We start from the raw sequence: 20,217 nt of genomic DNA, 5'->3' as shown, positions 1-20,217 counted from the left end.
CAAAATAATAAAACAGCTCCTTAACTTATCGTTAAGGAGCTGTTCTTACTCTGACTTATATTGGTGTCTGAATACTTGTAATGCTTCCGTTTCATTTAGATCGGTAATAGCCTCTTCTGTTAAGTTGCCATCTCCATATTCAATCACATAAACGGAAACTTCTTTTTTACCCCACTTCTCATAGACCTCTTCTACCGTTGGATAATATAAATCAATTTTATTTCCTGTTATCGCTCCACCTTTATCTGCTACTACTCCGTAACCATAGTCTGGAATAAACAAAATGGTGCCGATTGGAAAAACGCTTAAATCTGCAGCAATGGTAGAGTATAAATCACGGGTAACCTTAACCCCTGAATAGGTAATACCATATGCCGGGTGGTCAGGAGATTTACCCGTAGACTCAACACCTGCTGTATAACCAGTCGCTACGACTTTTTTTGTTTCATATTCTGAGAAGTCTATTGTTTCTTCTAGTGTCGTTGGCTCTGTTACTTGTTCACTAGAAATATAAGTTACTCTACTTTGAATATCTTTCACAAATTTTTTCTTCCCTGCTAACCATTTGTCCAACGAATGATGAAAAGCTTGCCATTGGTTGTCTGCATTGGAACCAATGCTTTCAGCCACTTCTTTTGCTGACACATTTGAAACAGATGAAAAGCTAGTTAATGCAGCCATACCAAATAAAATGATAAAAAGGCTTCTTTTCAACCATTTTAACAGATTCATATAAGATCACACCTTTCTAGGTGTCATCTTAACCACTTGAATACTTTTTATACATCATTAAAACATTTGATAACCATTTTTCCTTAAGAATTTAATAACCATTCCTGCTGCAATAGTCCCGATAAATCCAGAAGAAAGAATGATGATATCTTGAATCCCCAATGAGAGAATTTCGTTCCATACTTTTTGGACCGAATAAGGAAAATCAGTGAAATATGTAGAAAACGGTAGTTTATCAACTATTAATATAACTATTAATGGAAACACGCCTGCCATTAACCATGTTTGCCGTAAAATCATGTTTAAAATAAAGCTAATACCAAAAAACAACACGAAAAACAATAATACAGATATAGTTAACTGAATCATGATATTTCTCCCTCAATTTTGAAATACTATAACAATCATATTTTATTACGCCCTCTGCCTCGTTGCAACTATAAAAATAGCTTCTATTAACCTCTTCTTATAGGTATAGTTCATGATATCGAATTCATTTCTCTAAGCTTATTTCCATTCATTTTTGCAACATATTAACAGCGATATATAACACAGTTTTTTTAATAGAAAAAGCAGAGGAAATGCCTCTGCTTTCTAAGCTCTATTTATGAAAAAACATTAAACTTTCCCTTTTTCAATACTAGACCTAAGCCACCGATTTTATATAAAGCACGGTTGTCGATGACTTTTTTCATAAAGCTTGCAGACCATCCAAATAGCTTTTTACCGCCAAAGATAGATCCCATCGCATCATTCTCACCTAATGAACATACTGTACCACGGTTAATAAATGCGAAATCTTTAAGTTCGCCACCCTTAACCAATGCTGTTAGGTTATGTGCACATACTTCAGCTTCTTGCATCGCAATTTGTGCAGTTGGCGGATATGGACGATCAATTTCTTTGTTCCAAATTAAAGCACAATCCCCTACTACAAATACATCTTCATGAGAAGGTGCACGCAAGTCTGATTTCACTTCGACTTTACCACGATTGTGTTCTAATCCAGACTCTTCAACTAAGTGGTTAGCACGGACACCAGCTGCCCAAACAGTTGTCATTGCTGGAATATCTTCTTTCTCACCGTTTTGTTCAATGGTAATACCATCTTCTCTGACCTCTTTTAAGAAAGCACCTAGTTTAAATTCGATGCCACGTGCTTCTAATGAGTTCATCGCATATTCGATTAGCTCTGGATCAAATCCTGGCATAATCGTGTCCATTGCTTCTACGTTGATTATACGAACCTTACTGCGGTCGATATCGTATTCTTCACATAACTCTGGAACACGGTTCGCAAGCTCTCCTAAAAATTCAATACCTGTAAAACCACCACCACCGACAACGAAATTTAATCGCTCTGCTTTCGGCTCTGGCTCATTATTATACTGAGCAAATTGATACTCAATATGTTGACGAATAAGTCGTGCCTTATTAATACTTCCAATTGTAAAGGCATTTTCTAATAGGCCTGGAATACCAAATGTTGCTGCTTCAAAACCAAGCGCTACTACTAAGTAATCATACTCCAAAACACTGTCTTCCAGTTCTACTTTCTTTTCGTCTGGTTTAATTGCAGTTACAGTGTCTTGTACAAAGTTAACTTTTGCAGAATTAATGATATCACTAATTTTAACTCGACTACGGTCATGGTGAAGTGTTCCTGCAGCATTTTCATGCAGCCAAGTAGACTCATAGTGATAATCATGCTTGTTGACTAATGTAATGTGTGCATCATTTACACCTAACTCTTTTTGCAGCTTACTAACAGTAGTTAAGCCTCCGTATCCTGCTCCTAGGATAACAATTTTTGGTTGATTCATTGCTCTCACATCCATTTAAGATTTTTTTGCTATAGTACGTGATGTATTTCACGTACTAAGGCGTATGTTTTGAAAATAAAATAATTAGTCCTCAATATATGTTAGACGTTTTTTTGACATTTTTCAACCCTTGATTTTAAATTTTCTGTAAGATTCTTCTTTCTCTCAGGATATTCTCAGCTTTAATAAGGTGTTGTACTATTCATTTTACGACAAATTATGTTAAAATGGTAGGCATTGATGCATGTTTTATTTTAGGGGGATTCTATCATGTCTAATCAAGTTTACGATATAACGATTATTGGTGCTGGCCCTGTTGGGTTATTTACCGCTTTTTATGGCGGAATGAGACAATCATCTGTCAAAATTATCGAAAGCCTTCCACACATCGGCGGACAACTAAGCGCATTATATCCAGAGAAATACATTTATGATATAGCAGGTTTTCCAAAAGTTCGTGCACAAGAGCTAGTTGACAATTTAAAAGAACAAACAGATTTATTTGAGCCAGAAATTGTGCTTAATCAATCTGTAGAAAAAGTAGAACGTTTAGAAGATGATACGTTTCGTATTACAACACCAAATGAAACACACTTTTCAAAAGTGATAATCATTACGGGCGGTAATGGAGCTTTTCAACCAAGAAAGCTAGCAATAGATAACGCAGAAAACTTTGAAAATAAGAACTTGCACTATTTTGTTGACAATATGGATAAATTCCGAGACCAAAGGGTCGTTCTTTTCGGTGGTGGTGACTCAGCCGTAGACTGGGCATTAATGTTAGAACCAATTGCAAAAGAAGTGACATTAGTTCACCGTCGAGATAAATTCCGTGCACATGAACACAGTGTGGAAACACTGATGAATTCAAATGTGAATATTTTAACACCATATGTGCCCGAAAGTTTAATCGGACAGAGCAAAATTGATCAAGTCCGATTAAAAGAAGTAAAAGGAGACAAAGAGGTCGTCCTTGATGTCGATCACGTATTAGTAAATTACGGATTTATTTCATCACTCGGGCCGATTAAAAATTGGGGACTAGAGATTGAAAAAAACAGCATTGTAGTTAATTCCAAAATGGAAACAAATGTTCCTGGAATTTACGCAGCAGGAGATATTTGCACATATCCAGGAAAAGTAAATCTAATTGCTGCTGGATTTGGGGAAGGTCCAACAGCCGTCAATAATGCAAAAGCTTATATGGATCCAAAAGCAAGAGTACAGCCAAAGCATTCTACTAGCATGTTTTAAGGAAGAATTTTCACTAGAAGATATTTGCTTGTTAAATGAAAAAGGCAGCTGGTTCATTAGATGAACTGCTGCCCTTTTTGTGTTTATAAAGCGTTATGAAAAATCATAACTTATTCTTCTATATATCGAATGTATAAAATTCCAATTTAAGTTAATTATGTTAATAAATACTATTATGATTTGAGGTGCTTTGATTGCCAAAAAAGATAGAAGCCTTATTTGATTATTTAAGAACAAGATTTGACAATGAACCTAAATCAAGAGTACATATTGGTGAAGCAACGGGATGTTGGCTTTACTATACGGCCTTATCAGAAGAGATTCCCGTGCTTGAATCTGCTTTAAATACTACCACTGATGATGTACTCATTGACCTTTTAAAAGAAGGCAAGAAGCTTGCTACAAATCAACAACAAGCCTTACAATCCTTTATGCTAAAAGAAGGCATTCCCTTATCTGATACAAATGAACATAAACCCATTTCTGATCCCAATGACATTCCACTAGGAGTAAAACCAACTGATTCAGAAATTGCTAATCTTATTTCAGCTAAAGTTGCATCAAACATCGTAATGTGTTCTACTAATATTAGCCAGAGTATTCGAAGTGATATAGGACTAATGTGGATAAGGTTTCATTCCGAAAAGGCAATATATGGAATAGATGTTAAAACTAAAATGAGAGAACATGGCTGGATTAAAGTTCCACCCTATTACTATCCACCTGGGGCACCAAAGAATTAATCTTGGTGTTCCTTCTTTTTTTCTTTACTTTCTCATACCTAATTTCATAGGATTGTTGTCGATATAATTAATTTGTGCAATAAGGTATCTTTTCTTTTTTAGTTCGTTTTTTCCCATACATAAGATTGCAAAAGTCAATTTTGGATAATGTTATTTCTATAAGCTAAGCTGCTTGCAACACAATTTTTTATACATTTTTAAAACAAAAAATCTCTCCTAGTGAATTTTGAATGATCATCTAAGAGAGATTATGGTAATTTACAACCAAAAATTGCAAAATTGGAGTTATCTTTACCGTTCAAGTTTCATTTTTATCCTGGTACTATTAATCATCCAACTCTGTGCATATTAACAATTTTCAGGTGAACCTTCTCGGTCTTTTGCTTTGAAGGACGATCCGCATCCGCATGATACAATCGCGTTCGGATTATCGATGGTAAAACCGCCACCCATCATGTTTTGTTTAAAATCAATAGTTGTTCCATCAATCACATCAATGTCAAACTTTTTAATGGTTAATGGAATTCCATTTGATTCTTCGGTATGATCTAATTCTTCATTGACATCATAATCAAATCCTAAAGAATAAGATAAACCACTGCAGCCGCCACCTTTTACACCGAAACGAAGACGAACGGTTTCTGCATCTTCTTCCTTCATCATTTCTTCTATTTGATATTTCGCATTATCGGTAATATTGATAATCATAGAAAAACTCCTTTTTCTATTCTAATTTTAACCTTCTATTGCACACTCCAGTATACAAAGGATTTTACATGAGTTCAATCAATCTGTTTTTATCATAGCTTTTAAACTGCTTTATGCCTTAGCTCCTGACCAAAAAAATGTGCCATCCACTGTTGTTTCAGCCTTTCCTCGCATCCAGACACGGTCATCTTCTGCCCATGTAATAAACAAATCACCGCCAGCTAGATGTACGGTAATCTCTTCTCCTTGTTGCACCTTGCCATTTAAAACCGATGCTACCACAGAAGCGCATGCTCCTGTTCCACATGCTTGCGTAATGCCAGATCCTCTCTCCCAAACACGGAATTGAAGCTTATGATCATTCACCTTTTCAATAAACTCTACATTAACACCTTCTGGAAATCTTTCATCTGTTGAGATGATTGGTCCTAATGTTTGTAACGGAGCATCTTCTATATTATCTACAAAAAATACAGCGTGAGGATTCCCCATGGAAACCGTCGTAACAGATAATTTATTTTCTGCCACTTCAAATGGTTCAGCAATAACTTGTTCCTGGCTACTCCCTAACATCGGGATTTCTTCACGATTTAAATATGGCTTGCCCATATCGACCGTTACTTCTTCTACAAGATCACGTTCTCCATGCACCTCTGCTGTAACATTCCCTGCTTTTGTTTCAATTGTAAATTGTTTATTTTTTACCAATTGGTGTTCATATGCATATTTAGCTACACAACGAAGACCGTTTCCACAGTTTTTCCCTTCAGAACCATCTTTATTAAAGATTCGCATGCCGACATCTGCTTTATCAGTTGGATGGATTAAAATAAGACCATCTGAACCAATTCCAATATCTTTGTTTGCAACATTAATTGCTAAATCGCTCAATATTGTTTCCTCTAAGGGAAATTCAAATACATCAATGAATATATAACTATTCCCTAGTCCATGCATTTTTGTAAATGGTATTTTCATGTGCGTGTAACTCCTTTTTTAACTTTCATCAAATAGTTCATTGTCTATATAATCATATACTGCTTCGATTAATTCATTTGGTGTATCAGCTATTACTGGTCTGCCATTAACAATGGCTACATGATATTGTCTGCAAATTCCGCAAAAGCTGGTACAACCATACTCACTTACTTCTATATCTGGGTCTTTTTCTAACTCTTCTTTTACTTTTTCCGTTCCTTTAGCTAAATTTTTTACACAAAAATTTACTTTTACTGTCATTATCATTATATCACACCTTTTAACCGACTAGAAATGTTCGATTCCCTTCATGACTTATTATATTTTTGATATGCTTTTATTTACAAATAATCGAATTGACGATAAAATATACACTAGATTGAAAAACTTTATCAATGAACAAGGTTGCTAATATAGATTTTTTTCTACTAAGCATTTATAATAGAAGTAGGTTGGAAAGGAGAAGTTCATGATGGAACAACAATCCGAACAAGTACAAGAAGTGTTAAATAAATTACGTCCGTTTTTATTACGTGACGGTGGTGACGTAGAATTAGTAGAAGTGGAAGATGGTATTGTACGCTTACGTCTAATGGGCGCATGCGGAAACTGCCCAAGTTCTACCATCACATTAAAAGCAGGTATCGAAAGAGCATTAATGGCTGAGGTACCTGGTGTAACAGAAATAGAACAAGTATTTTAATTAGATAACGAATACCTATTCATCATAGGTATTCGTTTTTTACTTGATAACTTAATCAGTGGGAGTTTTACGGACGATTATTCACCGTGATAAATTCTCTGATATGGTAAGAAAAAGAACTGCCCAATGAGGGCAGTTCTTATTCTTGATAAACCTTTGTTGGTAACGGAGCAACACTTGAACCGCTATTTTCCACCTGTAATGGCAACCATTGAAACTCTGGAAAGTCAGCTTTCCACATTTTTAAATAGCTAAATACCTTCTTATCATCAACCACCGCAATCATAGTAGGACCTGCCCCACTTAGAAAAACACCGTACGCATCTTCATCTAAATAATTTACAAGCTGATCATAATGGGAGATTAACGATTTCCGGTGTGGTTGATGGAAGTAGTCCTTTTTCATCATTTCTCCTAGTGTTGACCAATCTCCTTGACAGATAGCTGCTACACTCACGTTTGCTATACCACTCGCCTGAACACTTTCCTTAAAACTAAACGTGTCTGGTAATACAGCACGAGCATCCTTAGTTTTTAGTTCAAAACTAGGGATAACAGCAACAAATGTAACCCCTTTGACAGGGATTTTCGTATACGTAACCTTGCCATCATAATGACCGATGATGCAACCCCCTAGTAAGGACGGAGCAACATTGTCCGGATGCCCTTCTATGTCTGTAGCAAATTGTAACTTCTCATCTTCCGTCATATCTAGGTTCAATAATATATTGGCTAGCTCAATTCCTGCTATAATCGCTGTAGCACTACTGCCTAACCCTCTTGCTAATGGAATTTCACTTTTCATTTCCACGCGACATGGAGTTAATTGATCCAACTTACTGTATTTCAACGCTACTTTTTCGGTAATTTCATATATCAAATTGTCTTTTCCTGTTGGTGTCCCTTCCAAACTAGGTGATGTAGGAACAAACTCCCATTCATCGGATGTAGTCACTGTTAATTCTAAATATAAGTTAAGTGCTAATCCAACGGAATCAAAACCTGCCCCTAAATTAGATGTACTAGAAGGTACCTTTATTACCCAACTCATGCCTTGACACTACCTAATATTTCATTAATTACCGTTTCTTCATCATTTGGTAAAACAGTTGGTTTCACTTCACTGTAATCGATAGCTGTATTTGGATCCTTTAATCCATTACCTGTTAGCACACTTACAACCGTCGATCCTTTTTCAACGTCTCCGCGTTCTAATGCTTTAAATAAACCAGCAATAGATGCGCACGATGCAGGTTCTGCAAATACCCCTTCATTTGCCGCAATCCATTTATATGCTTCAATCATTTCCTCATCTGTTACCTCATCAATGTTACCATTTGATTCATCTCTTGCACTCACAGCACCTTGCCAGCTTGCAGGGTTTCCAATTCGGATTGCTGTACCAACTGTTTCCGGATTCTCAAATACACGATCATGTACAATGGCTGCAGCACCACTTGCTTCAAATCCCATCATTTTCGGCAAGCCTGTTTGCTTTTGCTCATGATATTCTTTAAAACCTTTCCAGTATGCTGTAATGTTTCCTGCATTCCCTACTGGAATAAAGAGATACTCTGGCGCTTTTCCTAACACATCACACACTTCAAATGCTGCTGTTTTTTGCCCTTCAATACGAAAAGGATTTACAGAGTTTACTAAAGCTACATCGCCCGATTCTGCCAATTTACGAACAATTTTCAACGCATCATCGAAGTTTCCTTTAATAGAATAGATTTCAGCACCATACATTACCGCTTGAGCAAGTTTCCCTTGTGCAATTTTCCCTTCTGGAATGACTACAATACATTTTAAGCCGGCACGTGCCGCAAAAGCTGCAGCAGAAGCTGAAGTGTTACCGGTAGAAGCACAAATAACTGCCTTTGCTCCTTCTTCTACTGCTTTTGCCATGGCCATAACCATGCCACGATCTTTAAATGATCCGGTAGGGTTTAATCCCTCAAATTTCACATATGCATTAATATCAAACTTTTCTGATAGTTTTTCTAATTTAATTAAAGGTGTATTTCCTTCATGCAATGAAATCATTGGTGTATTTTCTTCCACTGGTAGATGTTTTTGATAATGTTTAATTAGACCTTCCCAAGCCATTTTTAATCCTCCCCATCGACGCGATAATAACTAATAATTCTGTTTACTACGTCTAAATCTTTTAAGTTTTCTCTGCTGTTTAATAATTGCTGTTTGCTAATCTTGTGTGTCACCATCACAATTTCAGCCATTTTCTCTTTATCAGAAGGTAATTGTAAAATTTTAGCAAAGCTTACATTCTCATCTGTAAAGACGTTTGTAATCTTTTGGAAAGTGCCAGCAGTGTCATCCACTTCCATTCTAATGAAGTATTGCATGTATTTCTCATCATTTTCTTTGAGTTGTTTCTCATATTGAGGGGTGACATATTCATTTCCTGTTATACCAAGACGAGTGTTTTTCACAACATCCATAAGATCAGAAACGACAGCAGTTGCGGTTGGCATGCTCCCAGCACCTGGTCCATAGAACATTGTCTCACCAACAGCTTCCCCGTACACATATACAGCATTGAATTCATTCTTTACTAGTGCTAGCGGGTGATCTTTTGGTAATAAGGTCGGTTCTACGGTTACTTCCGCTTTTCCATTATGGATAGATGCAATACCTATTAATTTAATAGTATACCCTAAACTTGTAGCAAAAGTAATATCTTCTTGCGAAATTGTTCGAATTCCTGAAACTTCTACATCATCTAAGCCAATTTCCATTTTGAAAGCTAAATTAGCTAGCAATGTCATTTTACGTGCTGCATCCAAACCGTCCACATCAGAAGTTGGATCAGCCTCTGCAAATCCAAGCTCTTGTGCTTCTTTTAGTACAGGCTCAAAAGCTAATTCATCGTCCGTCATTTTAGTTAAGATATAGTTAGTTGTTCCATTGACAATACCCATAATTTTTTGGATGCGGTCTGAAGCTAATCCTTCTGTTAAGGAACGAATAATGGGGATGCCACCTGCTACACTCGCATCATATAAAATATCACATTGATTCTCTTTTGCCAGTCGCAATAATTTTTGACCATGTACTGCCATTAAATCTTTGTTGGCTGTGACGATATGTTTTTTATTACTAATGGCTTTTTCTAATAGAACGTTAGTATCTTCAATGCCACCCATTACTTCAATGATAATATCAACTTCTGGGTTATTCACTAACTCTTCTGGATCATTTGTTAACCATTCACGGTCAATTGAAACATCCCGTTTTTTATCTATATCATGAACAAGAATTTTCTTTATATTAATTTCACTGCCCACTTTATGTTTTATCTCTTCTGCATGGTTTTGTAATAGCTTTACAACACCCGTTCCTACAGTTCCTAGACCACATAGTCCTACGTTTACTTGACTCACGACATCGTCCTCCCTTTGTACATTTCACGAATACATTTGTTTATATATAGTGGACATTATACATCTCATAAACTACATAATCAAGATCATTTAGCCCATTCTTTGAAGAAAATTTTATGTAAGCGTTGTACACTATAATTTTTAAAATACAAAAAATAATAATGCATCTCATTTTAGGAGATGCATTATTATTCTGCGGTCTTCTCTTTTAATATAACCAATCTAATTGTATTATATTTGCTTCTCTTTCATCAACGCCCATTTCATAATAAAAGTCACGCAAATTTGCTTCATAATAAGATTGGCTAACAATTATTTCTTCGATTATTTCTTCCCCCCCATCTTGTTGACTAAATTTATCAACTATATCAAACAAATGAATAGGAAAGAGTAATCTCGCATATAGCAGTTTCCAACTGAAAATGGACAAAGGTTGGATCGACACATATTGTTCGATGAATTTTTTACACTCCACTTTCGTTATTCCATCCTTTTGCAGCAAAAAGTAACGGAGACCTTCTGCTATATCACGAACCGGATGATCATAAACAAGTTGATGCATATAAATAAAATCATTTTGCATAGATAGATGATATCTTCCAAATGTAAAAGTACCTTGGTCAGATTCATTAAAACGACTCTCTGCTTCCACAATATTTAAATACTGAATAGCATTTTCGGATAATCCAACAAGGTACGGGAACATATCCACATAGTGACGAATAAAACGAGAAACAGGACGTTTTTGATACAAAGTTTGATACATTTGTTCATATTGCTCTAGTTTTTGTATCCATAACTCTTTCCACTTTCCATAAGAATTACTTGTACGAGGCTGGTAAGGATATGGGAATCCTGTTTGATGAAACTGTGCAAGGATTGAACCAGAAAAAGGCGCATCATTACCTTTCTTTGCATACCATAAAACATATTTATCTTGACCGATCTGCGTAATCCATTGATTATGTACATTTTGAACAGGTAAAAGTACATTTTCCCACTGGTACTGATGGAAATGCTTAGCAATGGTGTATTGTTCTAAAAAAGTCTGTTCTTGCAGCCTTGTCGGTATCACAAAATAATAATATTGCTGATCTTGAAACACCGAATATGGAGAATCACTAACTTGCGTGTTCGGTACAGGTATAGAATAATGCAAAAATATAGAGTGCATGTATATTCCCCCTCTTTTTCGTTAACAAATGAAGAAAGAAGACGTAATTTTCTGTTATACTAAATATATGTTATGAAATCACGAAAATGAAAATTATAGGATGTGATCTGAATGCAAAATGAACGTCAGCAAACAGAATTAGAAAAGAAAGCTAGAAATTGGCTCACAGAACGTGGAGTGGAACTAAGAGACATAGCAGAACTAGTCTATTTTTTACAAAATAAATATCAAGAAAATTTATCGATTGATGATTGTTTAGAAAACGTAAATCGAGTTCTGATGAAGCGCGAAGTACAAAATGCCGTTATCACAGGTATTCAATTAGACGTTTTAGCAGAGAAAAAACAGTTATCCAAACCTTTACAAGAAATTATAGAAACAGATGAGAGCCTTTATGGTATTGATGAAGTCATCGCTTTATCTATTGTGAATGTTTATGGCTCTATTGGTTTTACAAATTATGGATACATTGATAAACAGAAGCCCGGTATATTGGAAAAATTAAATGACAAGTCTAGTGCTGATTGCCACACTTTTTTAGATGATATTGTTGGAGCAATTGCTGCAGCAGCTTCCTCACGATTAGCTCACTCTGCAGCAAATGATGTTACCATAGACGACGAATAATATCATTTAAATATTACTAACCTGAACTTTATATAACTTAAGAGCTAAACCGACGCTGAGGAAATATACTCACTCTCCGCATGATTCTTGTTGTATTTCCCTGGCTGGTTCGTAAAAAGCCTTGACGAGTAATGTCAAGGCTTTTTTACATGGGAAGTTTTTGATAATCTTCCTTGCTATTAATATTTATAAATACATGTTTATCGCTGTCTGAGAATGGAACATATTGCACAGATATTCGATCAAGTAACCCTTTCATGGACCGATCACCTTTTTGTAACTGCTCTTTGATGATTGGTTTAGTGTCATGATGATAAATAGCTATTAGCGGCTGCTTTCTTCCATCAACAAAAGGAATCACTGCCTGCCTTTTTTCATCCCTTTTTTCCATTAGCTTTTCAAAAATGACAGGACGAATCAAAGGCGTATCAATTGGTATAACCATATACCACGTAGCATTTGTTACTTCCATAGCCGAATAGATACCGGCAAGCGGACCATCTCCAGCAAACTTTGGTGTGTCCTCTAATAAGCTTACAGAGCTATTTTTTAAGTCATCCCGCCATTTATTTTGAATAATCATATATATATCAATTGAAAAAGGGGTTAATGTTTGAATGGCATGTTGATAGAAAGGTTGATTCTTGTAACCAGCAAAAACTTTAGGGCAACCGAAGCGACGAGATTGGCCTCCAGCTAAAATAATTCCAATATGTTCCTTTGTCATCCGTACACCCCACCTTTTTAATTCCTTTGATCCTGAAAGAAATCTAAACGATCAGAAATTTCTGTTATCAACTCCATTTTGCATTGGGTAACAAATACATCATCATATGACTGACAAAATTTGCTCATCGTATAAACTGCTTGTATATTTTCTAATGTATTTAAAAGGCCAAAATCATTTTCATCTCGTAACATCACAACTTTAGGAAATGGGTAGGATTTAAATCCTTCAATGAACACGACATCAATTGAAAGATAGTAATATATGTCTAATATATTTTCAACAGGCAACTGGTCTAAACGAGCGTTTAAAAAGACTTCCTTCTCCCCTAATACAGATGTAAGACCTGCACCTGCTTCCATATGTTTTTCAGTATCTTTGGTCTTTATTGTATCAGGTTTCCCTCCATGACCGTGATGCTTTATAGTACTTGTTGAGAGACCCTTTGCTTGCAAGTATTTAATCCATTTTGATACAAGTGTCGTTTTTCCACTATTTTTATAACCAACGACTTGAATAACATACATCATGATTCACGCCTTCACTAATAAGATAAAGAGGAACTTCCATCAGTGGGATCTTACGGACAATTGTTCACAGTCAAAAAAGTAAAATTTCTTAACCACCACTAACAGGTGGAATAATGGCCACAGTATCTCCTGATTGGATCCATTCTTTATCAAGAGCATAAACTTCATTGACGGCTACCATCGATTCTTTTACTTGCTGGAGATTATAAGTTTCCATTAACTTTTTCCTCAGTTGTTTTACAGAAAGTTTTTCTATATTTAATGTTAAACGATCGGTGCCTGCATCCTCTTGTAATTGAGCAAACAGTAAAACCTCAATCATGGTCATCCCCCTTTATGTCTGGCTTTCCTTTCGGATAAGGTATATTCTCAAGTTGATCTCCAATCCATGCCTTGCCATCTTCCCATTGTTCTTTCTTCCAAATCGGTACAATTTGTTTAATTCGTTCAATGGCATACTCATTAGCTTCATACGCAGGCTTCCGATGAGGAGAAGACACAGCAATAATCACTGCGATATCTGAAATATCTAATTTTCCAACACGATGAGTGATTGCAACATAAGTGCTTGGCCATTTTTCTGTAATTTCGTCACCAATTTGCTTTAACATTTTTTCAGCCATCGGTTTATATGCTTGGTATTCTAAATTGATGGTTCGTTTGCCATTGGTTATTTCTCTTACCGTGCCGATAAAAGTAGTAATGGCGCCTGCTTCTCTCCTCATAACTTTATCTATAAGTGGACCTACAGTTATTGGGTTTTCTACAATTTCAAATAACTTCTTCGTCACTACCATTCTCCTTCATTACATCGTATCATTTTCTAGCAACCATACTTCAACACTATCGCCTTTTTGGAATCCTTCTGTACCTCCAGGTAAACGGATTAGCACATTAGCATCTGCTAAAGAATGAACCATATTAGATTTATCTTTGCCAGCAGGGTAGGCAACTAACATACCATCACGTATTTCCGCATGTCCTCTAATAAATCGATCAAATGGGTTTGCTTTTGAAAAATCAACATCAAGAGTAGCTTGTTTACGAGATAATCCAACACTTTTTTGTTGTAAAAAAGCTTGTATCAATGGTTTCGTAAATAATTCAAAACCGACATAACAAGCAGACGGATTTCCGGACAAACCAAATAATAATGTATCCTGACACTTTGCAACTGTTGTTACGCTTCCTGGTCTCATGGCCACTTTGTTAAATAAAACCTTTGCATCAAAGTGTTCATATATCTCAGGTAATAAATCGTAATCCCCTACAGACACACCACCTGTAGTAATTAAAGAATCGACTTCATCTATTGCTTTTTTCATCTGATTTATACAGACATCTAACTGGTCACTGGCTTGGCCAAAATATTTAGGTTTGGCTCCAGCACGCTCAATTTGTGCCATTAACATATAAGTATTACTGTTACGTATCTTCCCTTTTTGTAAGGGTTGATCAACCTCTAACAACTCACTTCCAGTCGCGATAACACCTACTACAGGCTTTCTAGTTACTGGAACTTTTTTATATCCAAATGTAGCTAACAAGGCTGCAATACCAGGATTAATCAAAGTACCTCTCTCCACAATCGTCTCACCTTTTTGCACATCTTCTCCTTGGAAAGAAATATTTTGATGATGCTTCATCTGTTGTTGAATGTTAACAAATGTCTTATCAGAATCTGTAACAGTTTCCGTATGTTCTAACATGATCACAGCATCTGCACCATCAGGTATCTGTGCACCAGTCATAATTCTAACCGCTTGCCCTTTCTGAAGAGGTTGATTGTAAACGGAACCTGCACCAATATGACCAACTACTTCTAACGTAATAGGCCTCTGAGCAGAAGCTGATCCTGTATCCTTAGCGATAATAGCGAACCCATCATACGGAGACCGATCAAAAGATGGTACATCATGATCCGCTACGATGTTAGACGCTAATACTCTTTGATAGACTTCTTCTATTTGGACATATTCCATGTCTCCTAGCTTCGCTTCATGCATTACCCGGGTTATTGCTTCTTCTACCGGAATAGGTATTCGCTCATTTAACATAAGTCTACGCTCCTAACCTACAATTTGATAATAGATACTTTTAGCTTCCTCGATTGAATTTGTCCCATGAACAAAGGTTCTTCCATCTTGAAAAAAAACAAGTCTGCAAGAATCCACATAAACCGATACTAAAAATGGATTTTGATGAACATGACCAAAATCTTTTAGTCGTTTAGCTAATATAGCTAGATCATATTTCTTTCCTCTTATTTGAACCGTATCTCGACCACATAACACTTCTGTTTTAGGCTGATTTTTATACTGTAGGGTTGGATAAGACGGATGGTGTCCACAAGTTGAACATTGTCCATTTTTTGCTTTAGACACGTCAATCATTTGATAATGGTTTTTCCATAAATCAAACAAAACTAGCTTTGAACGGACATATTGATCTGCCTTTACTAAAAGTTTTAGACCCTCTGTCACTTGATGTGACACCACCATTTGTACAGCTGGCCCGATAACACCGACTGAATCACAAGTGGCACCAAACATTGGCGTTACTTTTAATAAACAGTCTAAACAAGGCGTTTTCTTCGGGATAATCGTAAAGGTCATTCCAGAACTCCCCACACATGCACCAAAAATCCAAGGGACTTGGTATTTATGCGCAAAATCATTGATAACAAACCGTGTATCAAAATTATCCGTAGCATCTATTAGTAGATCACATTGTTTAACAAATGGTGGTAAGGTGTCCGGATTGGCATCAATAACTATAGCTTCAATTTCTACTTGCTGGTTTATTTCCTGTAATCTTTCTTTTGCTGCTATCGCTTTTGGGCGCACTTTTTCTGCATCCGCTTCTACAAATAAATGCTGCCGTTGCAAATTCGTCCATTCCACATAGTCTCTATCTATTATCGTTAATTTTCCAATTCCAGCTCTAACTAACATTTCACTTATAGACGATCCTAATGCTCCACAACCAACAACTACAACGTGTTTCCTCCCTAATTGCTGTTGTCCTTCCTCTCCTATAGGCTGAAATAACATTTGCCGATGAAAACGATCTACATGTTCCATGATTACCTTCCTTACCTTCGATAACTTTATCACGGTGAAAAATCGTCCGTAAGAACCCCAAAGACTTAGAATGAGGAAAGAAGTAAAAGTGGGGGTAATGGACGCTGGCACCCTGATAAGTTTTGCTAACTCATCAAGAAGGGGATGAACCCCTCAATGATGGAAGTCTCTCTTTATCAACCACCAATATATGACATTTCAATTTTTTGACGATTTTTCACCGTTTCTTCTGTTCTTTCATCAGAATAACGATCATCACGTTTTCTCCAACAATTAGCAATGGTTTGATACAACTCTTTGTCCGTTGCTCCATTACGTAAGATATCTTTGAGATTTAGTCCTTCACTTGCAAACAAGCAAGTAAAAAAGTGTCCATCAGCAGCAATCCGAGCTCTTGTACAAGTAGAGCAAAACGATTCAGAAACTGATGTAATAAAGCCTACTTCCGTATTTGTACCTTTATAACGATAACGTTTAGCCACTTCACCAATATATGCCGGATCCACTGGCTCCAGCTCATGAACATGGGAGATTTTTTCAAACATTTCTTTTTTTGTTACCACATGCTTGAAATCCCATCCATTGGATTGACCAACATCCATAAATTCAATAAACCGCAGTGTCACACCTAAATCTTTGAAAAAATTTGCCATAGGTAACACTTCATGGTCATTCATTCCCTTTTTAACGACCATATTGACTTTCACTTCTAACCCCGCTTCTTTTGCCTGTTTAATACTATCAACCACTGGCTTTGTACGCATTGCACTGTCATTAATTGCCATGAACGTTTCATCATCTAATGCGTCCAAACTAACATTGACGCGCTTTAAGCCTGCTTGCTTCAATCTTTTTGCTTCCTTGCCTAATAACACGCCGTTAGTAGTTAATCCGATATCTTCTAAACCATCGAGGTTGGCAAGACGCTCAATCAATGCGGTTAATTCTCTTCTTAATAAAGGTTCTCCACCAGTTATGCGAATTTTTTTTATTCCTATTTGAAGAAACACTTTTGCTAACCTTTCAATTTCTTCGAAGCTTAACAAATGATCTTTAGGTAAAAACGCAAAATCCTTTCCAAAGATTTCACGTGGCATACAATAACGACAGCGAAAATTGCAACGATCCGTCACGGATATTCGTAAATCCTGTAAACGACGTCCAAATTTGTCCTTCATGACCGGTTGTTGCATATTTATCCGCTCCTATTCTTATACTGATCATTTAAGTTATTTTAAATCAATCCTAACGAGTGGTCAAAAACATTGTTAGAAAATATAACAAAAGACAGAAAATATCTGTCTTTTTACTTACTTTCTGTTCGTAACCTTTGTTGTTTTAATACACAGTTGAACCAAACTGCGACATAAACTAATTGAGGTATATTAACAATATAAGTGCTGAACCCCGCTGCGGAAAAGCGAAGTATATTTCCGGAGTGGTATCATAGCACTCGTCTTAAAAGAACTTTTCAAAGTTACGTCGCAATTTATGTTTATTAAACAAGAAGGATTGTTATATAAAAGCAATACCTTTTATTCATGACTAAATGTATTGGCAACACCAGTTTCATTTTCTAAGAAACTTTTCACATTTTGACTAAAAGTTAAATAAATATCCTTGTTCTTGTCCAAACTATTTTTAATGCGATTATGGTCGACTTGATCATACTGATTGACGATCATTTTCCTTAGTGCAATTAAATCTTGATAGGCTTTTTGTTCCTGTTCAGGTATGACTTTTTCATCGACAAGAATATCAATAATATCTGCATAACTCCCTGGATCTCTCATCACAAATCCATCGATTAGCATGTTTCCAACATCCAGAATGGTTTCAATCATGACATGCACTAAACGTTCTAATGCTAAATGTTCCATCACAGAATCGAATGCTTGGCTTTCATATAATGGGAAATTTTGGTCCAAATAATTTAATTTTTCATTTAATTTATTAATATTGACAAAATACATGATGAAGCCCCCTAAATTTTTCTTTCATTTTATCATACATTACCGTTATCTTTCTTTTACTAGAACTTTTTGTTAATATTAGTAAAAAAAAGGAGGGATATCCATGTCAAAAATAAATTACTTAAAAAATACGGATGAGCAAGCGACGACAAAGTTTGTCAGCTTTAAAGGAGATACTCATTTATTTGATTTAGCTATCATTGATACACCATCTATAAAACCTGACCTACTTATTGTGGATTTGAATACCAATAAATACTTAAAAGTGGACAAAGAGAGAATTTCTGAAGAAAATATAGTGGAACATGCTTTACAATATAATGAAATGGATGCTGAAGATTTTAGAAGGTGTGTTATTCCATTATTAAAAAGCTAACACTATCCTTCGATAGTGTTAGTGATCCACCTGCTTTAATATGAAATAACGGCATCCAAAATTACAGAATTCATATAAATAATCCTCACAGGTACTAATTTTAGTATCAAAAGTAGCCTTTGGATTTTGATCATCATAAAACCCTTTTAAGCGCAACTGATCATATCCCCAATCACCTACAATAAAATCATACTTGCTTAGTATCTCTGTGTAGCGTTCTTTAAAAGCTTTTTCATCAAACCCTTCTCGGAAATCTTTAATGATTTCATATGTATTTCCTTGAACTTCTAACATTTCTTTGACTCACTCCCAATAAATGCCCGATTCAAAATGGACAAATCTTACTAGAATGAAATGTCCTTTTATAACAAAATATAAACTTGATTGATGTTATATACCTTACAAGGAGGTAAAATCTTTTGCTATGTCGAGTTTCTTTATTATTTATACTTAGTATGATGCTTACCTCTACTATAGCACATGCTGAAGAAAATGTGGACAATGACTCTTTAGAAATTTTACGATTTAAACAAGCAGAAGCCATTTCTCTTGTACCATGGTATTATTATGCTGCCATAAACCAATACGAAGCAAATATTCACACTGAAAATGATGAAAAGAAAGACAATATTCATATACAAATTCCTGAAAAGAAATGGTATGGGTTTTTACCTGAACATAAACCTACAGCCCCTGAAATTTTGGAATGGTTTAATGGAATTGGAAAAGATGGTGATGGAGATGGCATTGCAGACCCCAATAATGAATCCGACGTATTATATACGATAGGATCTTTATTAACAAAATATGGTCAATCCGAACAAGACATTAAAAAAGCTCTATGGGATTTTTACCAGAGAGAATTATCTGTTTTGTCTATTATGAATTACGCCAAATTGTTCCAAAAATATAAACAAATCAGCTTTGAGCAAAATGCTTTTCCCGTACCCAAAACTTACAATTATAGCTACCGTAACACATGGGGTGATGCTCGAGGTTTTGGCGGACGCAGAATTCATGAAGGTACAGATATATTCGCAGGTTATGGAACACCTGTACGTTCGACCACATATGGAGTGGTAGAACTAAAGGGTTGGAACAAATATGGTGGATGGCGAATCGGTATTCGTGATATTCACAATCGTTATCACTATTACGCACACCTTAACGGGTTTGCGGAAGGTATTGAAGTTGGGGACATAGTAGAAGCAGGACAAACTATTGGATCTGTAGGTTCTACCGGATATGGGCCACCAGGAACATCAGGAAAGTTCCCTCCTCATCTCCATTATGGCATGTATAAGGATAATGGAAACACAGAATGGTCTTTCGATCCCTATCCTTACTTAAAAAGATGGGAAAAAAGCGACCTGTAAGAGTAA

General features: G+C 35.9%; 25 protein-coding genes. 6 read left to right on the top strand and 19 right to left on the bottom strand.

The window, feature by feature from the left end:
* Positions 1–45: 45 nt before the first annotated feature.
* From GHD00_RS02760 to GHD00_RS02750, 3 genes are all read right to left on the bottom strand, one after another.
* Complete coding sequence (locus tag GHD00_RS02760; RefSeq protein WP_163536582.1) at positions 46–732, bottom strand: 3D domain-containing protein; 687 nt, start codon at positions 730–732, stop codon at positions 46–48.
* A gap of 57 nt (positions 733–789) precedes the next feature.
* On the bottom strand, positions 790–1,101 hold the full coding sequence (locus GHD00_RS02755) for a YuiB family protein (RefSeq protein ID WP_163536581.1): 312 nt from the start codon (positions 1,099–1,101) through the stop codon (positions 790–792).
* 236 nt (positions 1,102–1,337) lie between these two features.
* Positions 1,338–2,555, bottom strand: coding sequence for an NAD(P)/FAD-dependent oxidoreductase (locus GHD00_RS02750; RefSeq protein WP_163536580.1), 1,218 nt, complete (start codon positions 2,553–2,555; stop codon positions 1,338–1,340).
* Between the two features lie 270 nt (positions 2,556–2,825).
* Between GHD00_RS02750 and GHD00_RS02745 the strand changes: the two genes are divergently transcribed.
* Positions 2,826–3,809 carry an NAD(P)/FAD-dependent oxidoreductase gene (locus tag GHD00_RS02745; protein WP_163536579.1) on the top strand — a complete coding sequence of 328 codons (984 nt, stop codon included), beginning with the start codon at positions 2,826–2,828 and terminating at the stop codon, positions 3,807–3,809.
* Positions 3,810–4,003: 194 nt separating this feature from the next.
* Positions 4,004–4,552, top strand: a complete 549-nt coding sequence (locus GHD00_RS02740) for a DUF3231 family protein (protein WP_163536578.1) — start codon at positions 4,004–4,006, stop codon at positions 4,550–4,552.
* A 348-nt stretch (positions 4,553–4,900) separates the two neighbouring features.
* On the opposite strand, the gene GHD00_RS02735 is transcribed toward GHD00_RS02740, so the two are convergent.
* The 3 genes from GHD00_RS02735 to GHD00_RS02725 all read right to left on the bottom strand — a co-directional run bounded on the left by GHD00_RS02735 (position 4,901) and on the right by GHD00_RS02725 (position 6,505).
* Positions 4,901–5,260, bottom strand: coding sequence for a HesB/IscA family protein (locus GHD00_RS02735; protein ID WP_163536577.1), 360 nt, complete (start codon positions 5,258–5,260; stop codon positions 4,901–4,903).
* A gap of 111 nt (positions 5,261–5,371) precedes the next feature.
* On the bottom strand, positions 5,372–6,238 hold the full coding sequence (dapF, locus tag GHD00_RS02730) for a diaminopimelate epimerase (RefSeq protein WP_163536576.1): 867 nt from the start codon (positions 6,236–6,238) through the stop codon (positions 5,372–5,374).
* Positions 6,239–6,256: 18 nt separating this feature from the next.
* Complete coding sequence (locus GHD00_RS02725) at positions 6,257–6,505, bottom strand: YuzB family protein (protein WP_481810371.1); 249 nt, start codon at positions 6,503–6,505, stop codon at positions 6,257–6,259.
* 205 nt (positions 6,506–6,710) lie between these two features.
* Here GHD00_RS02725 and GHD00_RS02720 point away from each other — a divergent pair, with 205 nt between their 5' ends.
* Positions 6,711–6,941 (top strand): NifU family protein, encoded by a 231-nt coding sequence (locus GHD00_RS02720; protein ID WP_163536575.1) that lies wholly within the window; start codon positions 6,711–6,713, stop codon positions 6,939–6,941.
* A 139-nt stretch (positions 6,942–7,080) separates the two neighbouring features.
* On the opposite strand, the gene thrB is transcribed toward GHD00_RS02720, so the two are convergent.
* The 4 genes from thrB to GHD00_RS02700 form a co-directional block, all read right to left on the bottom strand.
* Positions 7,081–7,992 carry a homoserine kinase gene (thrB, locus tag GHD00_RS02715; protein WP_163536574.1) on the bottom strand — a complete coding sequence of 304 codons (912 nt, stop codon included), beginning with the start codon at positions 7,990–7,992 and terminating at the stop codon, positions 7,081–7,083.
* Positions 7,989–9,050, bottom strand: a complete 1,062-nt coding sequence (thrC, locus tag GHD00_RS02710; RefSeq protein ID WP_163536573.1) for a threonine synthase — start codon at positions 9,048–9,050, stop codon at positions 7,989–7,991. The genes thrB and thrC overlap by 4 nt, the downstream gene beginning before the upstream one ends.
* Positions 9,051–9,052: 2 nt before the next feature.
* Positions 9,053–10,345: a homoserine dehydrogenase gene (locus GHD00_RS02705; protein ID WP_163536572.1), complete on the bottom strand. Its 1,293-nt coding sequence runs from the start codon at positions 10,343–10,345 to the stop codon at positions 9,053–9,055.
* Positions 10,346–10,553: 208 nt separating this feature from the next.
* Entirely contained in the window at positions 10,554–11,519 is a 966-nt protein-coding gene (locus GHD00_RS02700) for a protein kinase family protein (protein ID WP_163536571.1), read from the bottom strand.
* A 111-nt stretch (positions 11,520–11,630) separates the two neighbouring features.
* Between GHD00_RS02700 and GHD00_RS02695 the strand changes: the two genes are divergently transcribed.
* Complete coding sequence (locus tag GHD00_RS02695) at positions 11,631–12,146, top strand: phosphatidylglycerophosphatase A family protein (RefSeq protein ID WP_163536570.1); 516 nt, start codon at positions 11,631–11,633, stop codon at positions 12,144–12,146.
* Positions 12,147–12,291: 145 nt separating this feature from the next.
* Here GHD00_RS02695 and GHD00_RS02690 read toward each other — a convergent pair whose 3' ends face one another.
* From GHD00_RS02690 to GHD00_RS02655, 8 genes are all read right to left on the bottom strand, one after another.
* On the bottom strand, positions 12,292–12,873 hold the full coding sequence (locus tag GHD00_RS02690) for a molybdenum cofactor guanylyltransferase (RefSeq protein WP_163536569.1): 582 nt from the start codon (positions 12,871–12,873) through the stop codon (positions 12,292–12,294).
* 17 nt (positions 12,874–12,890) lie between these two features.
* Positions 12,891–13,403 (bottom strand): molybdopterin-guanine dinucleotide biosynthesis protein B, encoded by a 513-nt coding sequence (gene mobB / locus GHD00_RS02685; RefSeq protein WP_163536568.1) that lies wholly within the window; start codon positions 13,401–13,403, stop codon positions 12,891–12,893.
* An 88-nt stretch (positions 13,404–13,491) separates the two neighbouring features.
* A complete protein-coding gene (gene moaD / locus GHD00_RS02680; protein WP_163536567.1) occupies positions 13,492–13,725 on the bottom strand; it encodes a molybdopterin converting factor subunit 1 in 234 nt (77 codons plus the stop codon).
* Positions 13,718–14,194 (bottom strand): molybdenum cofactor biosynthesis protein MoaE, encoded by a 477-nt coding sequence (locus tag GHD00_RS02675; protein WP_163536566.1) that lies wholly within the window; start codon positions 14,192–14,194, stop codon positions 13,718–13,720. Before GHD00_RS02675 ends, moaD begins: the two co-directional genes overlap by 8 nt.
* A 15-nt stretch (positions 14,195–14,209) precedes the next feature.
* Positions 14,210–15,460 (bottom strand): molybdopterin molybdotransferase MoeA, encoded by a 1,251-nt coding sequence (locus tag GHD00_RS02670; protein ID WP_163536565.1) that lies wholly within the window; start codon positions 15,458–15,460, stop codon positions 14,210–14,212.
* A 12-nt stretch (positions 15,461–15,472) separates the two neighbouring features.
* Entirely contained in the window at positions 15,473–16,486 is a 1,014-nt protein-coding gene (locus GHD00_RS02665) for a ThiF family adenylyltransferase (RefSeq protein ID WP_163536564.1), read from the bottom strand.
* A 176-nt stretch (positions 16,487–16,662) separates the two neighbouring features.
* Entirely contained in the window at positions 16,663–17,679 is a 1,017-nt protein-coding gene (gene moaA, locus GHD00_RS02660; RefSeq protein WP_163536563.1) for a GTP 3',8-cyclase MoaA, read from the bottom strand.
* A 342-nt stretch (positions 17,680–18,021) separates the two neighbouring features.
* Positions 18,022–18,459: a DUF86 domain-containing protein gene (locus GHD00_RS02655; RefSeq protein WP_163536562.1), complete on the bottom strand. Its 438-nt coding sequence runs from the start codon at positions 18,457–18,459 to the stop codon at positions 18,022–18,024.
* A 103-nt stretch (positions 18,460–18,562) separates the two neighbouring features.
* Here GHD00_RS02655 and GHD00_RS02650 point away from each other — a divergent pair, with 103 nt between their 5' ends.
* Complete coding sequence (locus GHD00_RS02650) at positions 18,563–18,835, top strand: SAV0927 family protein (RefSeq protein ID WP_240468577.1); 273 nt, start codon at positions 18,563–18,565, stop codon at positions 18,833–18,835.
* A gap of 18 nt (positions 18,836–18,853) precedes the next feature.
* Here GHD00_RS02650 and GHD00_RS02645 read toward each other — a convergent pair whose 3' ends face one another.
* Positions 18,854–19,129, bottom strand: coding sequence for a YutD family protein (locus GHD00_RS02645; protein ID WP_163536561.1), 276 nt, complete (start codon positions 19,127–19,129; stop codon positions 18,854–18,856).
* A gap of 161 nt (positions 19,130–19,290) precedes the next feature.
* Between GHD00_RS02645 and GHD00_RS02640 the strand changes: the two genes are divergently transcribed.
* On the top strand, positions 19,291–20,211 hold the full coding sequence (locus tag GHD00_RS02640; RefSeq protein ID WP_163536909.1) for a M23 family metallopeptidase: 921 nt from the start codon (positions 19,291–19,293) through the stop codon (positions 20,209–20,211).
* Positions 20,212–20,217: the final 6 nt, after the last annotated feature.

Origin of the sequence: Gracilibacillus sp. YIM 98692 (genome assembly GCF_010993965.1) — a bacterium.
Lineage (GTDB): Bacteria > Bacillota > Bacilli > Bacillales > Amphibacillaceae > Gracilibacillus.
Note: the sequence above shows the minus strand (reverse complement) of the source record. Positions and strands in the feature narration are given on the sequence as shown.

Bases quoted from the DNA above. Each gene is read 5' to 3' on its own strand.
- thrC (WP_163536573.1), bottom strand. From the start codon at position 9,050: ATGGCTTGGGAAGGTCTAATTAAACATTATCAAAAACATCTACCAGTG.
- GHD00_RS02720 (WP_163536575.1), top strand. From the start codon at position 6,711: ATGGAACAACAATCCGAACAAGTACAAGAAGTGTTAAATAAATTACGT.
- GHD00_RS02755 (WP_163536581.1), bottom strand. From the start codon at position 1,101: ATGATTCAGTTAACTATATCTGTATTATTGTTTTTCGTGTTGTTTTTT.
- GHD00_RS02725 (WP_481810371.1), bottom strand. From the start codon at position 6,505: ATGATAATGACAGTAAAAGTAAATTTTTGTGTAAAAAATTTAGCTAAA.
- moaD (WP_163536567.1), bottom strand. From the start codon at position 13,725: ATGATTGAGGTTTTACTGTTTGCTCAATTACAAGAGGATGCAGGCACC.
- GHD00_RS02645 (WP_163536561.1), bottom strand. From the start codon at position 19,129: ATGTTAGAAGTTCAAGGAAATACATATGAAATCATTAAAGATTTCCGA.
- dapF (WP_163536576.1), bottom strand. From the start codon at position 6,238: ATGAAAATACCATTTACAAAAATGCATGGACTAGGGAATAGTTATATA.
- GHD00_RS02700 (WP_163536571.1), bottom strand. From the start codon at position 11,519: ATGCACTCTATATTTTTGCATTATTCTATACCTGTACCGAACACGCAA.
- thrB (WP_163536574.1), bottom strand. From the start codon at position 7,992: ATGAGTTGGGTAATAAAGGTACCTTCTAGTACATCTAATTTAGGGGCA.
- GHD00_RS02655 (WP_163536562.1), bottom strand. From the start codon at position 18,459: ATGTATTTTGTCAATATTAATAAATTAAATGAAAAATTAAATTATTTG.
- GHD00_RS02670 (WP_163536565.1), bottom strand. From the start codon at position 15,460: ATGTTAAATGAGCGAATACCTATTCCGGTAGAAGAAGCAATAACCCGG.
- GHD00_RS02745 (WP_163536579.1), top strand. From the start codon at position 2,826: ATGTCTAATCAAGTTTACGATATAACGATTATTGGTGCTGGCCCTGTT.
- mobB (WP_163536568.1), bottom strand. From the start codon at position 13,403: ATGATGTATGTTATTCAAGTCGTTGGTTATAAAAATAGTGGAAAAACG.
- GHD00_RS02650 (WP_240468577.1), top strand. From the start codon at position 18,563: ATGTCAAAAATAAATTACTTAAAAAATACGGATGAGCAAGCGACGACA.
- GHD00_RS02665 (WP_163536564.1), bottom strand. From the start codon at position 16,486: ATGGAACATGTAGATCGTTTTCATCGGCAAATGTTATTTCAGCCTATA.
- GHD00_RS02750 (WP_163536580.1), bottom strand. From the start codon at position 2,555: ATGAATCAACCAAAAATTGTTATCCTAGGAGCAGGATACGGAGGCTTA.
- GHD00_RS02760 (WP_163536582.1), bottom strand. From the start codon at position 732: ATGAATCTGTTAAAATGGTTGAAAAGAAGCCTTTTTATCATTTTATTT.
- GHD00_RS02690 (WP_163536569.1), bottom strand. From the start codon at position 12,873: ATGACAAAGGAACATATTGGAATTATTTTAGCTGGAGGCCAATCTCGT.
- moaA (WP_163536563.1), bottom strand. From the start codon at position 17,679: ATGCAACAACCGGTCATGAAGGACAAATTTGGACGTCGTTTACAGGAT.
- GHD00_RS02735 (WP_163536577.1), bottom strand. From the start codon at position 5,260: ATGATTATCAATATTACCGATAATGCGAAATATCAAATAGAAGAAATG.
- GHD00_RS02640 (WP_163536909.1), top strand. From the start codon at position 19,291: ATGATGCTTACCTCTACTATAGCACATGCTGAAGAAAATGTGGACAAT.
- GHD00_RS02695 (WP_163536570.1), top strand. From the start codon at position 11,631: ATGCAAAATGAACGTCAGCAAACAGAATTAGAAAAGAAAGCTAGAAAT.